Genomic DNA, 18,606 nt, shown 5'->3' with positions numbered 1-18,606 from the left:
AACCTGCCGGGTATGCGACTGCTCCTGCTGGGCGGCACCCGATTCCTCGGCCGCGCACTCGGACACGACGCCGTCGCCCGCGGCTGGCAGGTCACCGCGTTCCACCGCGGCGTGACGGGCGCGCCGCCGCACGGGGTCGCGTCGGTGTACGGCGACCGGACCGTGGCGGCCGATCTGGCGGTGCTCACCCGCACCGGCTGGGACGCCGTCGTGGACACCTGGGACGGCCCGCCCGTGGCCGTCTCCGCGGCCGCGACCGCCCTGGCACCCGTGAGCGGCCGGTACATCTTCGTGTCGAGCCGCTCGGTCTACGACGACCTGTCGACACACGGCCTCACCGAGGACTCTCCGCTGACGCCCGCCGGAGGATCGTCCTTCGGCTCGGTCAAGGTCGCCGCCGAGCACGCGGTGCGCGCCACGTTCGGCCATCGCACCCTGATCGCCCGGCCCGGTCTGGTCCTCGGCCCGCACGAGCAGCCCGAACGCCTCGTCTGGTGGCTGCGGCGTCTCGCCCGCGGCGGCGACGTGCCGGTCCCCGGCCCGCCGGACCTGGGACTGCAATACATCGACGTCCGGGATCTCGCACGCTGGCTGCTCGACGCCGCGCAGGCGGACCTCGGCGGCACGTTCAACGTCGTCAGCCGACCGGGCCACACCACGATGGGCGCGCTGCTGGCGGCGTGCACCGAGGCGGCAGGCTCCGACGCCCGGCTGCGCTGGGTGCCGCCGGCCGTATTCTCGGCAGTGGGCATCCAGCCGTGGTCCGAGCTGCCGATCTGGGTGCCGGCGGGCAGCGGCGTCCGCGGCCTGCACGAGACCGACTCCGAACGCGCGCACGCGGCCGGACTGCACTGCCGTCCTGTCACGCAGACCGTCGCGGACACCTGGGCCTGGCTCACCTCGCTCGCCGGTCCCCTGCCCGGCGACGGCCTCGGCCCGGACCGGGAGGCGGCACTGCTGCGCGGCCCCGGCGCATGACATCCATCCCGCTGCCCGAGATGGTGCGGCGCTCAGGCGAGCGCGGCGGCCCAGACGGCAACGTGGGCGTCCAGGTAGTCGGCGGTGTCGCGCCAGTACGGGCCGTCCTCGGTGAAGATCCGCGCCCAGGGCTGCCGCTGGTCCCGGAACCCGGTCTCCAGCAGGTGGTACATGGCCCTCGCCCGGCGGCCGAGCAGCACGGCCAGCTCCGGGCCCAGGGCCGGGTCGAGGCCGTAGCCGTCGGTGTAGGCGCGCAGCCGGGTGGCGGACTCGGCCGGGTCGCGGCGCGCGCTCATCCCGGCCATGCTCTGTGCCGCGTAGGCCAGGTCCCACAGCCGGGAACTCGGCGCCACGTTGTCCCAGTCGATCAGCACCCAGCCGTGCTCGGCACGGACCAGGTTCCACGGCGAGACGTCGTTGTGGCAGATCAGCTCGGCACGGTCGGGCGGGATCGGGGACTCCCACCGGGTCCCCGGCGCGGCGACGAAGCTCGCCGAGGCGTCGTGCAGGGCGCGCTGCATCCGGCCGATCCCGGCCAGCTCCTCCGGGCTGTACGTGCCGGTCGCGTCGCCGATCTCACCGGCCACGTACTCCAGCACCTGGCGGCCCTGCTCGTCACGGCCGAGCGGCCTCGGCGCGCCGGTGAACCCGGCCTCGTGCAGGTGCCGCAGGAACGCGTCCACACCGTCGGTCCACGGCCCGGCAGGCCGCCGCACCGTCGCCCCGACCCGCACGACACCCGAGGTCACATTCCCGACCAGCGCCTCTTCACCCTCGAACACCCCATGATCCTCAACCCCACCCACCACCCACGCAACCGGATACCCGACCCCTCCCCCGGGCCCGCGCAACCCCGGCCCGCGTGACCCCGCGCCGCAACTCTTACGGACTTGCGGCCTCGACGGAGATCTGAAGGCGCAAGTCTTTAAGAGTTGCGGCAGGTGGGGGGCAGGCAGGTGGGGGGTCAGCGGCGGCGGGTGAGGCGGGCGATGATGCGGCCGGGGGTCATCGGGACGACCGAGAGCATGAGGCGGCCGGAGGGGTCCTTGGCCGGGGTGACGGCGTACATGCGCAGGCCGCGTCGCCAGATCACGGGGCGGGGCAGCCGCAGGCCGGCGGCGCGCAGCGGGGCGGAGCCCTCCTGGCCGCGGGCCTGCACGCGTACCCGCACCGAGCGGCGCTGGCCGGTGAGGGCGCTGGCGCGCACGACGTCGGCCACGGTGAACTCGGCCTGCACCACGGTGGCCGGGCGGCTCTCCGTGACCTGCACCGCCGCGGTCAGGTCCTCGGCGTACACCCCGATCGTCGCGGTGGACGCCAGGTCGGGCAGCGGGCTGCGGGCGGTGACGGCCAGCACGGTCGCGCCGTCGGCGTTGCGCCGCCACACGGCCTGGGTGGCGTCGAGCTTCGCGGCCCAGCCGGCGGCGTGCGCGGTGACCTCGAAGACCTCGTCCGGCAGCGACGAGCCGGGGGTGCGGAAACCAGGGTAGGCGGCGTACCAGCGGTCGCCTTCGACGACGATCGGGGCGATGCCCTGCTCCACGTCCTGGCGGATCACGGCGAGCAGGTCGTCGACCGTGCCGGCCTGCGCGACGGCGATCCGCAGCCGGGTCTCGACCTCCAGCTCGGCGCCGGTCTCGGCGGTCAGCTGCCGGTCGGCGACCTCGCGCACACACTCGTGCACCGCCTGCTGCACGGATCGTTCGACGGTGAGCAGGTCGTCGCGCAGCAGCACGGCGACCTCCAGCGCGAACAGCCGGGAGAGCACGGCGTCGCGGTCCTTGCCGGCCGGCATCAGCCCGACGGTGAACTCCATCAGCCGGCGCAGGCAGTAGAGCCGGTCGGCGGCCTTGCTGAGGTGGGTGACGTTCTGCTCGTTGAGCCGGCGCACCGCGAAGTAGCAGTCGTAGTCGGCGACGACCGAGATCCGCGCCGCCCGGAAGCAGGCTTCCAGGGTGAACGGGAAGTCGCTGCCGATCGGCATGTCCTCGAAGTAGCGGATGGCGTGCCGCTCGATCAGGTCGCGGGAGAACAGCTTGATGTTGGCCAGCGACCAGGGCAGTCCCGAGCCCGCGAAGCTGATCTCCGCCTCGTTGCGGGCGAAGACCTGCTGGTAGATGAAGCGGCTGTTCACACCGACGGTCTTGCCGAGCACGACCTCGGAGCCGTACCGGTCGGCGGCGTCGACGAGCCGCTCCAGCGCCTCGGGGCCGAGGTAGTCGTCGGCGCCGACGAAGAAGACGAACCGGCCGGTGGCCAGGCCCAGGCCGTGGTTGCAGGGGCTGGCCGGGCCGCCCGAGTTGGGCTGGCGGACCACCTTCACGCAGGGGTATCGCTCGGCGAACCGGGCCAGCTCGGCGGGGCTGCCGTCGGTGGAGCCGTCGTCGACCGCGATGATCTCCATCCGGTCCTGGCCGATGGTCTGGCTGACCAGGGATTCGAGGCAGCGGCGCAGGTCGGGCATCGTGTTGTACACCGGCACGATGACGCTGACGTCGACTGCGGTCACTGCTTGGCCTCCGGCGCTCGGCATGTGCGGGGGTCAGCGGGGAGACACCCGGGTGCGGCTTGCTGGCGACTACGGTAACAATAGGCCGGCGGCGCGCGTAGATCAGGAGCGAGGCCCTGCCCCGGCAGGCCGACCTGCGGCGTGCCCGACGCGGGCGACTGGAGAAGGGCGGACCATGGGAGTCGAACGTCGCGAGGGCGGCCGGGGACGTGTCGTCATGCTGGTCGACAACGCGGTCAACGGCGACTCACGGGTCCAGAAGACCGCCCGCTCCGCGGCCGAGGCCGGGTGGGACACGACCCTGCTCGGACTGTCCCCCGACCACGAGGCCCGGGAGTGGATGATCGGCGGCGCGCGGGTGCGCCTGCTGCCCGGCGCACGCGCCCGCGGTGGGGCGGGTGGGCTGCGGCGGCGCTGGCGGGAACTGCCCCCCTCGGTGCGCCGGGTGCGCCGCCCCGCCGACTGGGTGATCACGCGGTACTGGATGCAGCGTCTGGGCGACCACGCGTGGCGCAAGCTGGAGCCCGGCCTCATCGGCTTCGACAACAGGTTCGGGCCGGTCATCGACGAGCTGCAGCCCGACATCATCCACGCGCACGACTTCCGCATGATCGGCGTCGGGGCGCGGGCCGTGGCTCGGGCCCGTGACCGCGGCCGGGACGTCAAGCTGGTGTGGGACGCGCACGAATACCTGCCGGGCGTGCGTCCCTGGCGGGACAACTACCGCTGGCAGCCCGCGCACCTGGCCTACGAACGGGAGTACGCGCCGCACGCCGACAAGGTGATCACGGTCTCCGACGAGCTGGCGCAGATGCTGCGGCGCGACCACCGACTGGCCGAGCTGCCCGTGGTCGTGCTGAACGCGCCCGACATGTCCGCGGGCGGCGAGCAGCCCGAGGTGAGCCTGCGGGAGCGCTGCGGCCTCGGCCCGGACGTGCCGCTGCTGGTGTACAGCGGCGCGGCGGCGCCCGCCCGGGGCCTGGGCGTCATGGTCGAGGCCCTGCCGAAGCTGCCCGGCGTGCACATGGCCATGGTGATCAACCTGCCGTCCGGCGAGTACGCGGCCGGACTGATCGCCCGCGCCGCCGAGCTGGGTGTCACCGACCGCCTGCACGTCCTGGACTACGTTCCCGCGGCCCAGGTCGCCAACTTCCTGGCCGGGGCGACCGCCGGGGTGATCCCGATCCGGCACTTCGTCAACCACGAGATCTCACTCATCACCAAGTTCTTCGAGTACTCGCACGCCCGCGTGCCGATCATCGCCAGTGACGTGCGCACCATGGCCGCGACGATCCGCGGCACCGGGCAGGGCGAGGTGTTCCGCGCAGACGACGTGGCCGACTTCGTGCGCGCGGCGCAGCAGGTGCTCGCCGACCCGGAGCGCTACCGCGCCGCGTACGACAAGCCGGGCCTGCTCGACAACTGGACGTGGGCCGCCCAGGCCGAGGTCCTCGACGGCGTCTACACGAGTCTGCTGCCGGTCGCCCCGCGCTGAGCCGGCCGGTGCCTGGCGTTCTGACCCACTAAGCAGGCAGCCACGGTCCGCGCACTCTCCGTCATCTCCCGCGGCAACAGGTATCGCGGTCTGCGGCTACATCTATTTTGATGTGCCCACATCAAAATAGATGTAGCCGCTGGACGGGAGGTCTGCTCTTACCGCGTTGTCCACCGGCCCGGGGCGGCGCGGGCGCAAACCGGGTGACGCCTACGTGCGTCCGCCGAAAACACCAGGTTCCGGCGTAGACCGGTGGCCTCGGCACGGTGAGCGTGCCGGGCACGGTCCGACGAAGCAGAACGGGCTAGGCCAGGTCCGCGCCGGTGTACCAGCGGGCGGCCGAGCCGTGCCACAGGTCGTCGAGTTCGTGCGGGGCGCAGTCGGCGAACACGTCGGTGTAGCACTCGTAGAGCTTGGTGAAGCCGCCGCGCAGCCGCTCGATCGGCAGGTCGGAGCCGAGCATGCAGCGCTGCGGCCCGAACGCGTCCAGCGCCGCCCGCAGCCAGGGGCGCACCCGGTCGGCGGTCCAGTCGCCGAAGACGGTGCCCAGGGCGTCGATGCGGGTGGCCGTGTTCGGCACGGAGGCCACCGCCTTGAGGCGGGCGGCGTGCTCGCGCAAGCCGACCGCGCTCAGGTCTCCGGGCCAGCCGAAATGGTCGAGCACGATGCTGACCTGCGGCAGCGCGCGGGCGATCCGCAGCACCTGGTCGAGCTGGTCGCCGCCGGCCTCGACGGTGAGGGTGAGCCCGTGCCCGGCCAGCAGGGCGAGGTGCCGGGTCACCTGCTCGTCGTCGGTCGGCCGCGTGCCGCCGAGTGCGGCGACCAGCCGGATCCGCACTCCGGCGGCGTTGTCCAGTTCGGCGAAGCTGCGCAGGAACGCGGGCCAGCCGGCCGACGCCGGGTCGGCGAGCGTGACCAGCCACAGCTCGAAGTCCTGGCCCTCGGCCTGGCGCTGGGCCCAGGCGGCGGCGTGCAGCGGGTCGGCCGCGCCCGCGTCGGACCAGACGACGCCGCGCACCGGGTGATCGGAGGTCTCCCGGCGGTAGTCGGCCAGCGTGTAGACGTCGGGCAGCGAGCTGTAGTCGCCGAGCATGTCGCGGACCAGGGTGCGGTCGGAGAGCCAGAACACCGGGTCGTCGCGCTGGTCCCAGAGGTGGACGTTGCAGTCCAGGATCTGCCGCACCGGCCGAAGGTATCCGGCGCAGGCCGGTGACCGAGGGCTGACACGCGCGGCGACTCCAGGATCTCGACATGGCACGTGCAATTTCTGCGGTACGCGTTGACAGCATCAGCTTCATGGGTGCAAATTTGTGACTGCTTCGAAACATCGGGGCAATCCAAGCGCCGCAACGGTTCCGCCGCACCGCTCCCCTCCGGGGCCGCTCACCCGCGCCAGGGGTTTCCGCCGTCCGTCCCCGACGAGGAGACTCTCCATGCCCCTCGCGTCACCGTCCCTGCATCCGCCCCTGGCCAGGCTGCTGCGCCTGCTCGCCGTCGCCGTGCTCGCCGCGACCGTGAGCCTGCTCGCGCCGCCGCAGCGCGCCGACGCCGCCCCGTTCTCGGTGCTGGTCTTCTCCAAGACCGCCGGGTTCCGCCACGACTCGATCGCGACCGGCGTCACCGCCATCCGCAACCTCGGCACCGCGAACGGCTTCACCGTCGACGCGACCGAGGACGCCACCGCGTTCACCGACACCAACCTGGCCAAGTACGCCGCAGTGGTGTTCCTGTCCACGACCGGCGACGTGCTCGACGGCACGCAGCAGGCCGCGTTCGAGCGCTACATCCGGGCCGGTGGCGGCTTCGCGGGCGTGCACGCCGCGGCCGACACCGAATACGGCTGGGCCTGGTACGGCAACCTGGTCGGCGCGTACTTCTCCAGCCACCCGGCCGAGCAGACGGCCACCGTCAAGGTCGAGGACCCGGCGCACCCGTCGACGGCGGGCCTGCCGCCGCTGTGGTCGCGCTTCGACGAGTGGTACTCGTTCCAGACGAATCCCCGGACGAACGCGCACGTGCTGGCGAGCCTCGACGAGCGCAGCTACGCCCCGGGCGGCTCGGCGATGGGCGCAGACCACCCGGTCTCCTGGTGCAAGCCGTACGACGGCGGCCGGTCCTGGTACACCGCGCTCGGGCACACCGCGGCCTCGTACAGCGACCCGAACTTCCTCAACCACCTGCTCGGCGGCATCCGCACAGCCGCGGGCCAGGTCGCCGGCGACTGCACCGCGACCAGCACGGCGAGCTTCCAGAAGGTGAGCCTGGACAGCAACACCAGCAACCCGATGGAACTCGACGTCGCGCCCGACGGCCGGGTCTTCTACATCGAGCGCGACGGCCGGGTGCAGATCGTCAAGCCGAGCACCGGCACGACGGTGACCGCGCTGACCCTGCCGGTGTTCACCGGCAACGAGGACGGCCTGCTCGGCATGCGGCTGGACCCCGGCTTCGCGAGCAACGGCTTCATCTACCTGTACTACTCCCCCACCACCGGCTCGGCCCGCAACCAGCTGTCGCGGTTCACGGTCTCCGGGGACACGATCAGCACGGCCACCGAGAAGGTGCTGGTCCAGGTCGCGACGCAGCGCAACACGTGCTGCCACGCGGGCGGCTCGATGACGTTCGACGCGGCCGGCAACCTCTACCTGGCCACCGGCGACAACACCAACCCGTTCGAGTCCAACGGCTTCGCGCCGCTGGACGAGCGGGCCGGCCGGTCGGACTTCGACTCGCAGAAGAGCTCGGGCAACACCAACGACCTGCGCGGCAAGGTCCTGCGGATCAAGCCGCAGGCCGACGGGACGTACACGATCCCGAGCGGCAACCTGTTCGCGCCCGGCACCGCGCTGACCCGGCCCGAGATCTACGCGATGGGCTTCCGCAACCCGTTCCGGATCGGCACCGACCCGGCGACCAACACGCTGTACGTCGCCGACTACGGCCCCGACGCGGGCGCGACCGACGCCAACCGCGGCCCCGAGGGCACCGTGGAGTGGAACATCGTCGGGCAGGCCGGCAACTACGGCTGGCCGTACTGCATCGGCGCGAACTACGCCTACAACGACTACACGTTCCCGTCGGGGCCGTCGGGCGCGAAGTACAACTGCTCGGCTCCCGTGAACAACTCGCCGAACAACACCGGCCTGACCAACCTGCCGCCCGCGCAGCCCGCCACGGTCGACTACGACTACGGCGGCAACCCGCTGTTCCCGGAGATCGGCGGCGGTGGAGCCCCGATGGGCGGGCCCGTCTACCGGTACAACGCGGCGTCGACGTCGGACCGCAAGTGGCCGCAGTACTTCGACGGCAAGGCGATCTTCGGCGAGTGGAACCAGAACAAGCTCTACACGATGCAGGTCACCGCGAACGGCAGGTCGCTGGTCGACATCAACCAGCTGTTCGGCTCGATGAGCTTCCTGCGGCCGATGGACCTGGAGTTCGGGCCGGACGGCGCGATGTACCTGATCGAGTGGGGCACGGGTTTCGGCGGCAACAACGCCGACTCGGGGATCTACCGGATCGACTACATCGCCGGGGACCAGAACCCGATCGCGGTCGCCGCGGGCAACCCGACCTCGGGCGGGGTGCCGCTGACCGTGCAGTTCTCCAGCGCGGGCTCGCGTGACCCGGCCGGGCAGCCGATCACGTACGCGTGGACGTTCGGCGACGGCGGCACCTCGACCGCGGCCAACCCGTCGCACACGTACACGGCGGCGGGCAACTACAACGCCCAGCTCACCGTGCGCGACCCGGGCGGGCGCACCGCGGTGGCCAACGTGCCGATCACCGTGGGCAACACCGCGCCGACGGTGACGCTGACCGCCCCGGCCGACGGCGGCTTCTTCGTCTGGGGCGACCAGGTGCGCTTCACCGTCACCGTGACCGACCCCGAGGACGGCACGATCGACTGCTCGCGGGTCAACGTGCAGTACTACCTGGGTCACGACGCGCACGCGCACCCGCTGCAGGGATACACCGGGTGCACCGGAGTGATCCAGACCTCGATGGGCACCGGCCACGGCGACGACGCGGACATCTTCGCCGTGATCGAGGCCAGCTACACCGACCTGGGCGGGGGTGGCGCGGCCCCGCAGACCGGCCGGGCCACCGTCAAGCTGCAGCCCAAGCACAAGCAGGCCGAGTTCTTCAACAGCACCGGCCGCGCGCCGGGCGCGATCGGCGGCGGCGACCCGGGCGTGCAGCGGGAGGCGACCAGTGACACCGCGGGCGGCTTCCAGAACATCGGCTTCATCGAGGACGGCGACTACTGGTCGTACACCCCGGTGAACCTGCGCAACATCACCTCGGCGCGCTTCCGGGTGGCCTCGCCCGGCTCCGGCGGCCGTATCGAGGTGCGCACCGGCGCGCCGAACGGCACCCTGCTCGGCACCGCCACCTTCGGCGGCACCGGCGGCTGGCAGACCTACACCGACGTCACCGCCACCCTGTCCGCGAGCACGACCACCGGGCCGCTGTACCTGGTCGCGAAGAACCCATCCGGCGACACCGGGCAGGGTTCGATCTTCAACGTGAACTGGGTCGACTTCATCGGCCAGGGTGTCGCCGACGGGTCGCAGCTGCAGGTCACGCCGGGCAGCCTGGTGTTCGGCTCAGCGAACGTCGGCACGACCACGGCGGCGCAGACCGTCACGGTGAGCAACCCGGGCACGGCGGCGGCGAGCATCAGCTCGATCAGCGTCTCCGGCCAGTACACGCAGACGAACACCTGCGGCAGCTCGCTGGCCGCCGGGGCGTCCTGCACGGTGAGCGTGCGTTTCGCGCCGACGGCGGCCGGGGCGCAGAACGGCACGCTGTCGGTGGCCAACTCGACCACCGCGCAGCCGCTGGCCGTGTCGCTGACCGGCACGGGTGTCAGCGGCACCACCAACCTCGCCATCGGCGCGGCGATGTCGGCCAGCAGCAGCAACGGCGGCTTCCCCGCCTCGGCCGCCAACGACGACAACACCGGCAGCTACTGGGAGTCCAACAACAACGCCTTCCCGCAGTGGCTGCAGGCCGACCTGGGCAGTGCCAAGCAGGTCAGCTCGGTGACGCTCAAGCTGCCGCCGCCGTCGGCGTGGGGCGCCCGCACCCAGACGCTGGCGATCTCCGGCAGCACCGACGGGACGAACTTCAGCACGCTCAAGGCGTCGGCGGGTTACCTGTTCGACCCGGCCACCGGCAACACGGCGACCGCGTCGTTCACCGCCGCGTCGGTGCGCTACCTGCGGGTGACCATCACCGCGAACACGGGCTGGCCCGCGGGCCAGGTCGCCGAGCTGCAGATCTTCGGCGGGGGCAGCCAGCCCTCGGCGACCCTGGCTGCCAACCCCACCTCGGTCGTCTTCGGCAACCAGAACGTGGGCACGACCAGCGGCGGCTCCACGGTGACGATCACGAACACGGGCACCGCCGCGGCGAGCATCTCGGCGGTGAGCGCGTCGAGCCAGTTCGCCGCGAGCGGCTGCACCGGCACCCTGAACGCCGGGGCGAGCTGCACGGTCACCGTCACCTTCAGCCCGACCTCGGCCGGGGCGAAGACCGGCACGCTGACCGTGACCAGCAACGCCACCAACGGGTCACTGACCGTCGGCCTGACCGGCACCGGCACCACGGTGACCAGCTCCAACCTGGCGCTGAGCAAGCCGGTGACCGCCGGGCACGTGCAGAACTACGTGCCGGGCAACGCGGTCGACGGCGACGCCAACTCGTACTGGGAGAGCCCGAACAACGCCTTCCCTCAGTCGATCACGGTTGACCTCGGCGGCTCCGCCTCGCTGAGCTCGATCGTGCTGAAACTGCCGTCGGCGTGGGGTGCCCGCACCCAGACGCTGTCGGTGCTGGGCAGCACCGACGGCTCGACGTTCACCACGATCGTGGGCTCGGCGACGCACCAGTTCACCCCGTCGGGCAACACGGTGACGATCACCCTGCCCGCGAACACCACCGCCCGCCACGTCCGGCTGACCTTCACCGCCAACACCGGCTGGCCGGCCGCGCAACTGTCGGATTTCCAGGTCATCGGTATTCCGGCGTGACGGTGGCCTGACGGCCACCAGCGAGGAAACCGGTCCCCGGCGCGCCACGGCACGGCGCGCCGGGGACCGCCCTTGTGCGGGCGGGTCTCCCCGATACGCTCGATACGCTCGGCAGATCGACGCGGCTAGGAGACGAAGTGATCCGCTGGACGTACGCCTTCATCGATCGGCCCGCCGAACAGTTCACCGAGGCGGCGTCGTTCTGGTCGCGGGTCACCGGCACGCACCTGACCGCCCGGCGCGGGGAGCACGCCGAGTTCGCGACGCTGCTGCCGATCGGCGCCGACGCCTGCGTCAAGATCCAGGCCGTGCAGGAGGGTGGCGGCGCGCACCTCGACCTGAGCGTCGACGACCCGGCGGCGCTGGCCGCCCGCGCGGTGGAGCTGGGCGCGACGCACGTGGCCGACCTGGGCTACCAGGTGCTGCGCTCGCCGGGCGGGATGGTGTTCTGCGCGGTCCCGTGGCACGACGAGTTCCGCCGCCCGATGGCGCACACGACGCCCGACGGGGCGCTCAGCCGCCTCGACCAGGTGTGCATCGACGTCGGCCCGCAGGCGTACGACGCGGAGGTCGCCTTCTGGGGCGAGCTGACCGGCTGGGACTCCTCGTTCGGCTCGCGGCCGGAGTTCCACGTCGTGACACCGTCCGCCGAGCTGCCGGTGCGCATCCTGCTGCAGCGGCTCCAGCAGGAGCGGCCGACGTCGGCCCACCTGGACCTGGCCTGCTCCGACATCGATGGAGTGCGGGCTTGGCACGAGAAGTGCGGGGCGGTCCACGTGGCCGACGGCGCGCGCTGGGTCGTCATGCGCGACCCGGCCGGGGGCGTCTACTGCCTGACGGCGCGTGACCCGAAGACCGGCGGTTTGCCCGCAACGTGATCACCCGGCTGCGCGGCGGCGGGCCGGTGCGGTATCTTTGGCGATTCGAGCACAAAAAAGAACGGCACGCTGAAGCGTCCGTTCGGGCTTCAGTATAGACACGGAGGAGCCGGGTTTGTCAAGCGACGTCGCCGACGAGATTCACCGCGAGCAGGAGTACGTCACCGAGCTCTACCGCCGGCTCGACGGCCTGCGGGAACAGGCCGAGCGCCGGCTGTCGCAGGCGCTGCTGGCCACGGGCGGCACCCAGCAGGAGCGCTCGCAGCGCGAGTCGACCGTCGCCCTCTACACCGACCAGCGGGCCTCGCTCGGCGCGGTCGAGAGCGGCCTGTGCTTCGGCCGACTCGACCTGGCCGAGGACGGGGCGCGCTATATCGGGCGCATCGGCATCTTCGACGAGTCCGCCGAGTACGAGCCGCTGCTGGTCGACTGGCGCGCCCCCGCGTCGCGACCGTTCTACCTGGCCACGGCCGCCTCGCCGCAGGGTGTGCGCAGACGCCGGCACATCCGCACCGCCGAGCGCACCGTGACCGCGCTCGACGACGAGGTGCTCGACCTGGCCGACGCCGCCGCGACCGCGCCCCATCACGAGGGGCTGACCAGCGAGGCGGCGCTGTTCGCGGCGATGGACGCGGGCCGCACCGGCCGCATGCGCGACATCGTCGAGACCATCCAGGCCGAGCAGGACCACATCATCCGGGCCGGCCTGAACGGCATCATGGTCGTCCAGGGCGGGCCGGGCACCGGCAAGACCGCCGTGGCGCTGCACCGCGCCGCCTACCTGCTGTACACCTACCGCCAGGAGCTGTCGACCCGGGCGGTGCTGGTCGTCGGGCCCAATGCGACGTTCCTCAAGTACATCTCGCAGGTGCTGCCGTCACTGGCCGAGACCGGCGTGGTGCTGCGCACCGTGGGCGGGCTGTTCCCCGGGGTCGACGCCGCAGCCGTGGAGCCCGACGAGACCGCCGAGGTCAAGGGCCGCGCCGTGATGGCGGAGGTGCTGGCCGAGGCGGTGCGCGACCGGCAGCGGCTGCCCGACGAGACCGTCGAGGTGGTGTTCGAGTCCGAGCCGCTCGTGCTCGACCGGGCCGCCTGCGAGGCCGCCCGCGAGGTGGCCCGGCGCAGCGGAAAGCCGCACAACCTGGCCCGGCCGCTGTTCGACGTCGAGATCATCCACGCGCTGTCGCAGCAGGTCGCGGACCGGATCGGCACCGACCCGTACGCCGACGACCCGCTCGGCGGCGACGACGCCCCCGGCGACCCGCAGCTGCTGGACCAGGCCGACCTGGCCGAGCTGCGCCGGGAACTGCAGGCCGACCCGAACGTGCAGACCGTGCTGGACTGGCTGTGGCCGGTGCTGACCCCGCAGCGGCTGCTGTCCGACCTGTACGCGAGCGAGGCCCGCATCGCCACCGCCGCGCCCATGCTCACCGAGGCCGAGCAGGCCCTGCTGCGGCGCAGCCGCGGCGCGGGCTGGACCCCGGCCGACGCGCCGCTGCTCGACGAGGCCGCCGAGCTGCTCGGCGAGGACGACCGCGACAGCGAGGAGCTGGCCGAACGGCGTCGCCGGCAGCGGCTGGCGTACGCCGAGGGCGCGCTGGAGATCCTGCACGGCTCCCGCTCCATCGACCTCGAGGACGAGATCGACCCGGAGATCCTGACCGCCGCCGACGTGCTCGGCGCGCTGGAACTCGGCGAGCGGCAGGCCGACGAGCAGCGGCTGACCGCCGCCGAACGGGCCGCCGCCGACCGCCGCTGGGCGTTCGGGCACGTCATCGTCGACGAGGCGCAGGAGCTGTCGCCGATGGCGTGGCGGCTGCTGATGCGCCGCTGCCCGAGCCGGTCGATGACGGTCGTCGGGGACGTCGCGCAGACCGGCGACCCGGCGGGCACCTCCTCCTGGGACCAGGTGCTGCACCCGTACGTCGCGGACCGGTGGCGGCTGACCCAGCTCACCGTCAACTACCGCACCCCCGCCGAGATCATGGACCTGGCCGGGCAGGTGCTCAAGTCGATCGACCCGGGGCTGGAGCCGCCGCGCTCGGTGCGCCACACCGGGCGGGCCCCGCAGCTGGCCGAGGTCGGCCCGCAGGAGCTGGCGGCGCGGCTGGCCGACGAGGTGCGCCGCGAGGTCGCCGCGCTCGGCGACGGCACGCTCGGCGTGCTGGTGCCCACGGGGCGGATCGACGAGCTGGGCGAGGTGGTCACCGCGGCGGCCCCGCAAGCGCGGGTCGGTGCGCAGACCGAGCTGACCGACCAGGTGGTGGTGCTGACCGTACGCCAGGCCAAGGGGCTGGAGTTCGACGCGGTCGTCATCGCCGACCCCGGCGCGATCGTGGCCGAGTCCCCACGCGGGCACAGCGACCTGTACGTCGCGCTGACCCGCCCCACCCAGCGCCTGACCGTGCTGCACCACGGCGACCTGTCCTTCTGACACCGACGGTGTGCGGCCGCCCGCCGCGGCTGCCGGACTCCGTCGAGGTGCACTAATGAGTGAGAAAGGTCGATGTGGACGGTCCCGCGGCCGTAGACTGCGCCGGTGGGAATGCGCCTCGTCGCCCTGCTGATCGCCGCCGCATTCGCCGTGGCGGGCTGCGGCGCGCCCGCGGGCCAGACCCCGGTGCCGCGCCCCGCGCCGCAGACCGTCACCGTCCGGCTGGAGCTGGCCATGGACGCGACCGGGCCGCAGCGCGACGGGGTGGCGTCCTGGCTGCAGAGCAGGCCGGAGGTCGCCTCGGTCGCGTTCGAGAGCCGCGAGCAGGCGCTGGCCAGGTTCCGGGAGGCCTACCGCGACTCCGGCGAGCTGGTCGGCTCGCTCAGCGCCGCGGACCTGCCCGAGTCGTTCACGGTGACGCTCAAGGCCGACGCCGACGTCGACGGTTTCGTGGCGGCCGCGCAGCCGCTGGAGGGCCTCGACCACGTCGTGCCGGACGAGGACCAGCCGCCGCCGGACTGAGCCGCGAACATCCGCCGGATGGCGGAGGCGTCGCGCTCCCGCATCCCCCGCCGGGTGGCCGATGCGCCGCCGCCCGCGGTTCTGCCACGCTTCCGGTACCCGCGGCGCAGGTCCGCGGCATACGTGGAGGTCACCATGGCGGACTCACCGTCCCTGCTCGCCAAGGTCGTGCGGGTGCTCGGCGTCCTCGCGCACCTCGTGCTGCTGCCCTTCTACCTCGCCAGTGGCCTGGTCGCGCCGCTGTGGGCGGTGATCGTCCTGGTGGCTGTCTGGGCCGCGCTGCTGGTGCTCGCGATCCGGTGGTGGCGGACCCGGCCGCTGCTGGTGCCGCTGGCCCCGGTCGTCGCGCTGGCCGTGTGGTTCGCGGGGATCAGCGCGGGCGAGGCCTGGCTCGGCTGGACCGCCTGACCCGCGCCGCCACGGGCCGGCCGAGCCCGCCGGCGGGCACGCGGCGGGCACAGACACACACCACCGACAGATCCGGCCATCCTTTCCACAACCGACGTCATGGCGACAGACCGGAGCCGATCCGGCGATGCTTTGCCAACCTGATGGCGACGTGACGCACGCGCCGTGCCCGGGGTGGCGGCGTCACGGCGGAAGGGAGTCGGCTGATGAACGCCACCGGCGCCCGCCCGGCGGTCGCGCCCACGCTCGCGCGGGCCACCGGGGTGCGCATTCTCGGGCCCATCGAGGCGGCCGGCCTCGACGGACCGGCCGCGCTGTCCGGCGCGCGCCAGCGGGTCCTGCTCGCTGTGCTGGCCGTGCACGCCGGGACCGTCGTGCACCAGTCCCGCCTCATCGACGCGCTCTGGGGCTGGGACCCGCCCCGCACGGCGGTCAAGACGCTGCACAGCCACATCGCCCGGGTGCGCCAAGCCCTGGACGCATGCGGCCTGCCCGCGGCCCTGCACACCCGCCACGCCGGGTATGTGCTCGACATCCCCGCCACCGAGGTCGACGCCCACCTGTTCGAGTCCCGGGTGGCCGCCGCGCGCCGCCACCTAGGTGCCGACGCCCCGGAGTCCGCCGCGCGGGAGCTGCGCGAAGGGCTCGCGCTGTGGCGCGGCGACGCGCTCGCCGACGGGGAGCCCACCGGCTGGGCGGCCGCCGAGGCGGCCCGGCTCAACGAGGTGCGGCTGTGCGCCGAGGAGGACCTGTGGGAGGCCGAGCTGCGGCTGGGCCGCCACCGCGGCGCGCTCGGCGAGCTGGAGCGGCTGCTGGTGATGCACCCGTACCGCGAACGCCTGGTCGGGCTGTCCATGCTGGCCCTGTACCGGTGCCGCAGACCGGCCGAGGCCCTCGACGCGTACCGGCGGCTGCGCGCCCGCCTCGCCGACGAACTCGGCACCGACCCGGGCCCCGACCTGCAACGGCTGCACACCGCGATCCTGCGCGAGGACACAGCGCTGGACCTGGTCGCCGAGTCGGATCTGCCGTCCCCGCCGACGGAGGCCGCACCGCCGTCGTCCGTGCCGAGTGGACACGCGGCGATCGCACCGGCGCCGCCGAGCCCCGAGCCCGTGCCCGCCGAGCTGCCCGCGCCGCCGGGGCACTTCACCGGCCGCGACGACGAGCTGTCCGCGCTGGACCGGCTCCTGGAGCAGGACGGGCCGCAGCCGCGGATCGCGTTCGTGGCGGGTCCGGGCGGCATGGGCAAGACCGCGCTCGCCGTCCGCTGGGCGCACACCGTCGTGCACCGCTTCCCCGACGGCCAGTTGTACGTCGACCTCGGCGGGCACGACCCGGCCGCCGCGCTGCCGCCCGCGCAGGCGCTCGCACAGGTCCTGGCCAGCCTCGGGGTGCCCGCGGGGCGTATCCCTGCCGACACCGCCGCCCGGTCCGCGCTGTTCCGCACGCTGCTGAGCGAGCGCCGCATGCTGGTGGTGCTCGACAACGCGGCCGGGCCGGACCAGGTCCTGCCGCTGGTGCCGCCGACCGCCGCGAGCTTGCTGCTGGTCACCAGCCGCAGCCGGCCGACCGCGCTCGCCGTGCACCACGCGGTGCACGCGGTGGCGCTGGATGCGCTCGACCGGCACGCTGCCGTGGCGCTGCTCACCCAGGTGCTCGGCCGGGCCAGGGTGGACCGCGAGCCCGCCGCCGCGGCCGAGCTGGCCGAGCTGTGCGGCGGCATGCCGCTGGCGCTGCGGATCGCCGCCGCGAAACTCGCCGCCCGGCCCGGCCGGGAACTGGCCGAACTGGCCGCGGAGCTGGTCTGCGACGACCGGCTCGACGAGCTGTCGGTGCCCGGCGACAGCCGCACCGTGCGCACCGTGTTCGGGTCGGCGTACCGGGCGCTGCCCGCCCCGGCGGCCCGGCTGTTCCGGCTGCTCGGCCTGCACCCCGGGGCCACGTACACCGGGCACCTGGCTGCCGCGGCGGCGGACCTGACCCTGCCCGCGGCCCGGCGGGTGCTCGCCGAGCTGGTGTCCGCGCACCTGGTCGCCGAGGTGGCCCCAGACCGCTACCGCTGCCACGACCTGCTGCGCCTGTACGCCCGCGAGTGCGCGGTGGCCGACGAGACCGCGGCGGCACGCGACGAGGCCGCCGCCCGGATCGTGGACTGGCACCTGGCCGTCGCCGACGCGGCGAACCGGCTCGTCGACCCTGGCCGGGACCGGGTCCGGGCCGCACCGGCGTACCCGCCCGCGCAGCTGCCGTTCACCGACGACCCGGTCGCGGCGCTGGCCTTCCTCGACGGCGAACGCGCCGGCATGCAGGCGGTCGTGCGGCACGCCGCCGAGCACGGGCCGCAGACCGCCGCCTGGCAGCTGACCTACCTGCTGACCGGCTTCTTCGACTCGCGCGGCCACTGGGCGGAACGGGTCGAGCTGTGCCGCTGGGGCGTCGCCGCCGCGAGCGGCTGCGGCGACCCCGGCGCGGAGGGGCTGATGCGCAGCGGGCTGGGCGTCGCCCTGATCATGACGCGGCGCTTCGACGAGGCGCTGGACGTGCTGCAGTCGGCGCTGGCGCTGACCCGCCGGACCGGGGACGTACGCGGCGAGGGGCACGTGCACAACAACATCGCGGTGGCCCACGCCGGGCTGCGCCGCCACGACGCGGCCGTGGAGGCGTACCAGCAGGCCCTGGCCCTGCATACGGCGAGCGGCAACGCGCTGGGGATGGCGCTGGGGCTCAACAACATCGGCGACGCGTACGTCCGGATGGGACGTGCCGAACTGAGCCTGGAGTACCTGGCCCGTGCCCTGCCCGCCGCCCGGGAGCTGGGCAACGCCCGGCTGGAGGCGGCGGCGCTGAGCGGCCTCGGCCAGGCCCACGCGGCCCTGGGCGACTTCGGCACCGCGCTCGACCACCTGCGCCAGGCCCTGGCGGTACGCCGGCACCGCGGCGACCGCCGCCACGAGGCCGACACCCGCAACACGATCGGCGTGACGCAGCTGCGCCGCGGCGACCACGGCGCGGCGCTGGACGAGTTCGGCCGGGCGCTGGAGCTCAGCCGGGAGATCGCCGACCGGCACCTGGAGGCGAGCGCGCTGGCCAACCTCGGCCGCACCCAGCTGGAACGCGACGACCTGGTCGCGGCGGCCGGCTACCTGCGCCTCGCGCAGGCGCTGCGGGCCCGCGCGCCCGACCACTTCGAGGCCGCCTGCATCGCCCGCGACCTCGGCGAGCTCGCCCGCCGCAACGGCGATCCCGCTGAGGCCCGCACGCAGTGGCAGCTCGCCGTGGACCTGTTCCGCAAGGCCAACGCGCCCGCCGAAGCCGACGCGCTGGCCGACACCCTCGGCTGA

11 protein-coding genes are annotated in these 18,606 nt (G+C 73.4%); 8 read left to right on the top strand and 3 right to left on the bottom strand.

Annotated features, from left to right (window positions below):
* The first annotated feature begins 12 nt into the window (after positions 1-12).
* Complete coding sequence (locus tag ACFQO7_RS29545) at positions 13-978, top strand: NAD-dependent epimerase/dehydratase family protein (RefSeq protein ID WP_376809439.1); 966 nt, start codon at positions 13-15, stop codon at positions 976-978.
* A gap of 32 nt (positions 979-1,010) precedes the next feature.
* On the opposite strand, the gene ACFQO7_RS29540 is transcribed toward ACFQO7_RS29545, so the two are convergent.
* Both ACFQO7_RS29540 and ACFQO7_RS29535 read right to left on the bottom strand, forming a co-directional pair.
* Positions 1,011-1,760, bottom strand: coding sequence for a phosphotransferase (locus tag ACFQO7_RS29540; protein ID WP_376809438.1), 750 nt, complete (start codon positions 1,758-1,760; stop codon positions 1,011-1,013).
* Positions 1,761-1,942: 182 nt separating this feature from the next.
* Complete coding sequence (locus tag ACFQO7_RS29535) at positions 1,943-3,487, bottom strand: glycosyltransferase family 2 protein (protein WP_376809437.1); 1,545 nt, start codon at positions 3,485-3,487, stop codon at positions 1,943-1,945.
* Positions 3,488-3,662: 175 nt separating this feature from the next.
* On the opposite strand from ACFQO7_RS29535, the gene ACFQO7_RS29530 reads away from it, so the two are divergent.
* Positions 3,663-4,982, top strand: a complete 1,320-nt coding sequence (locus tag ACFQO7_RS29530) for a glycosyltransferase family 4 protein (protein WP_376809436.1) — start codon at positions 3,663-3,665, stop codon at positions 4,980-4,982.
* 304 nt (positions 4,983-5,286) lie between these two features.
* Here the strand turns inward: ACFQO7_RS29530 and ACFQO7_RS29525 are convergent, their stop codons facing one another.
* Entirely contained in the window at positions 5,287-6,165 is an 879-nt protein-coding gene (locus ACFQO7_RS29525; protein WP_376809435.1) for an amidohydrolase family protein, read from the bottom strand.
* Between the two features lie 250 nt (positions 6,166-6,415).
* On the opposite strand from ACFQO7_RS29525, the gene ACFQO7_RS29520 reads away from it, so the two are divergent.
* From ACFQO7_RS29520 to ACFQO7_RS29495, 6 genes are all read left to right on the top strand, one after another.
* Positions 6,416-11,020, top strand: coding sequence for a ThuA domain-containing protein (locus tag ACFQO7_RS29520; protein WP_376809434.1), 4,605 nt, complete (start codon positions 6,416-6,418; stop codon positions 11,018-11,020).
* A 137-nt stretch (positions 11,021-11,157) separates the two neighbouring features.
* Positions 11,158-11,898, top strand: a complete 741-nt coding sequence (locus ACFQO7_RS29515) for a VOC family protein (protein ID WP_376809433.1) — start codon at positions 11,158-11,160, stop codon at positions 11,896-11,898.
* Between the two features lie 115 nt (positions 11,899-12,013).
* A complete protein-coding gene (locus tag ACFQO7_RS29510) occupies positions 12,014-14,332 on the top strand; it encodes a HelD family protein (protein ID WP_376809432.1) in 2,319 nt (772 codons plus the stop codon).
* A 111-nt stretch (positions 14,333-14,443) separates the two neighbouring features.
* Entirely contained in the window at positions 14,444-14,854 is a 411-nt protein-coding gene (locus ACFQO7_RS29505) for a permease-like cell division protein FtsX (RefSeq protein WP_376809471.1), read from the top strand.
* A 135-nt stretch (positions 14,855-14,989) separates the two neighbouring features.
* Positions 14,990-15,262, top strand: coding sequence for a hypothetical protein (locus tag ACFQO7_RS29500; RefSeq protein ID WP_376809431.1), 273 nt, complete (start codon positions 14,990-14,992; stop codon positions 15,260-15,262).
* Between the two features lie 206 nt (positions 15,263-15,468).
* A complete protein-coding gene (locus ACFQO7_RS29495; protein ID WP_376809430.1) occupies positions 15,469-18,606 on the top strand; it encodes an AfsR/SARP family transcriptional regulator in 3,138 nt (1,045 codons plus the stop codon).

Origin of the sequence: Catellatospora aurea, assembly GCF_042663325.1 — a bacterium.
GTDB lineage: Bacteria > Actinomycetota > Actinomycetes > Mycobacteriales > Micromonosporaceae > Catellatospora > Catellatospora aurea.
Note: the sequence above shows the minus strand (reverse complement) of the source record. Positions and strands in the feature narration are given on the sequence as shown.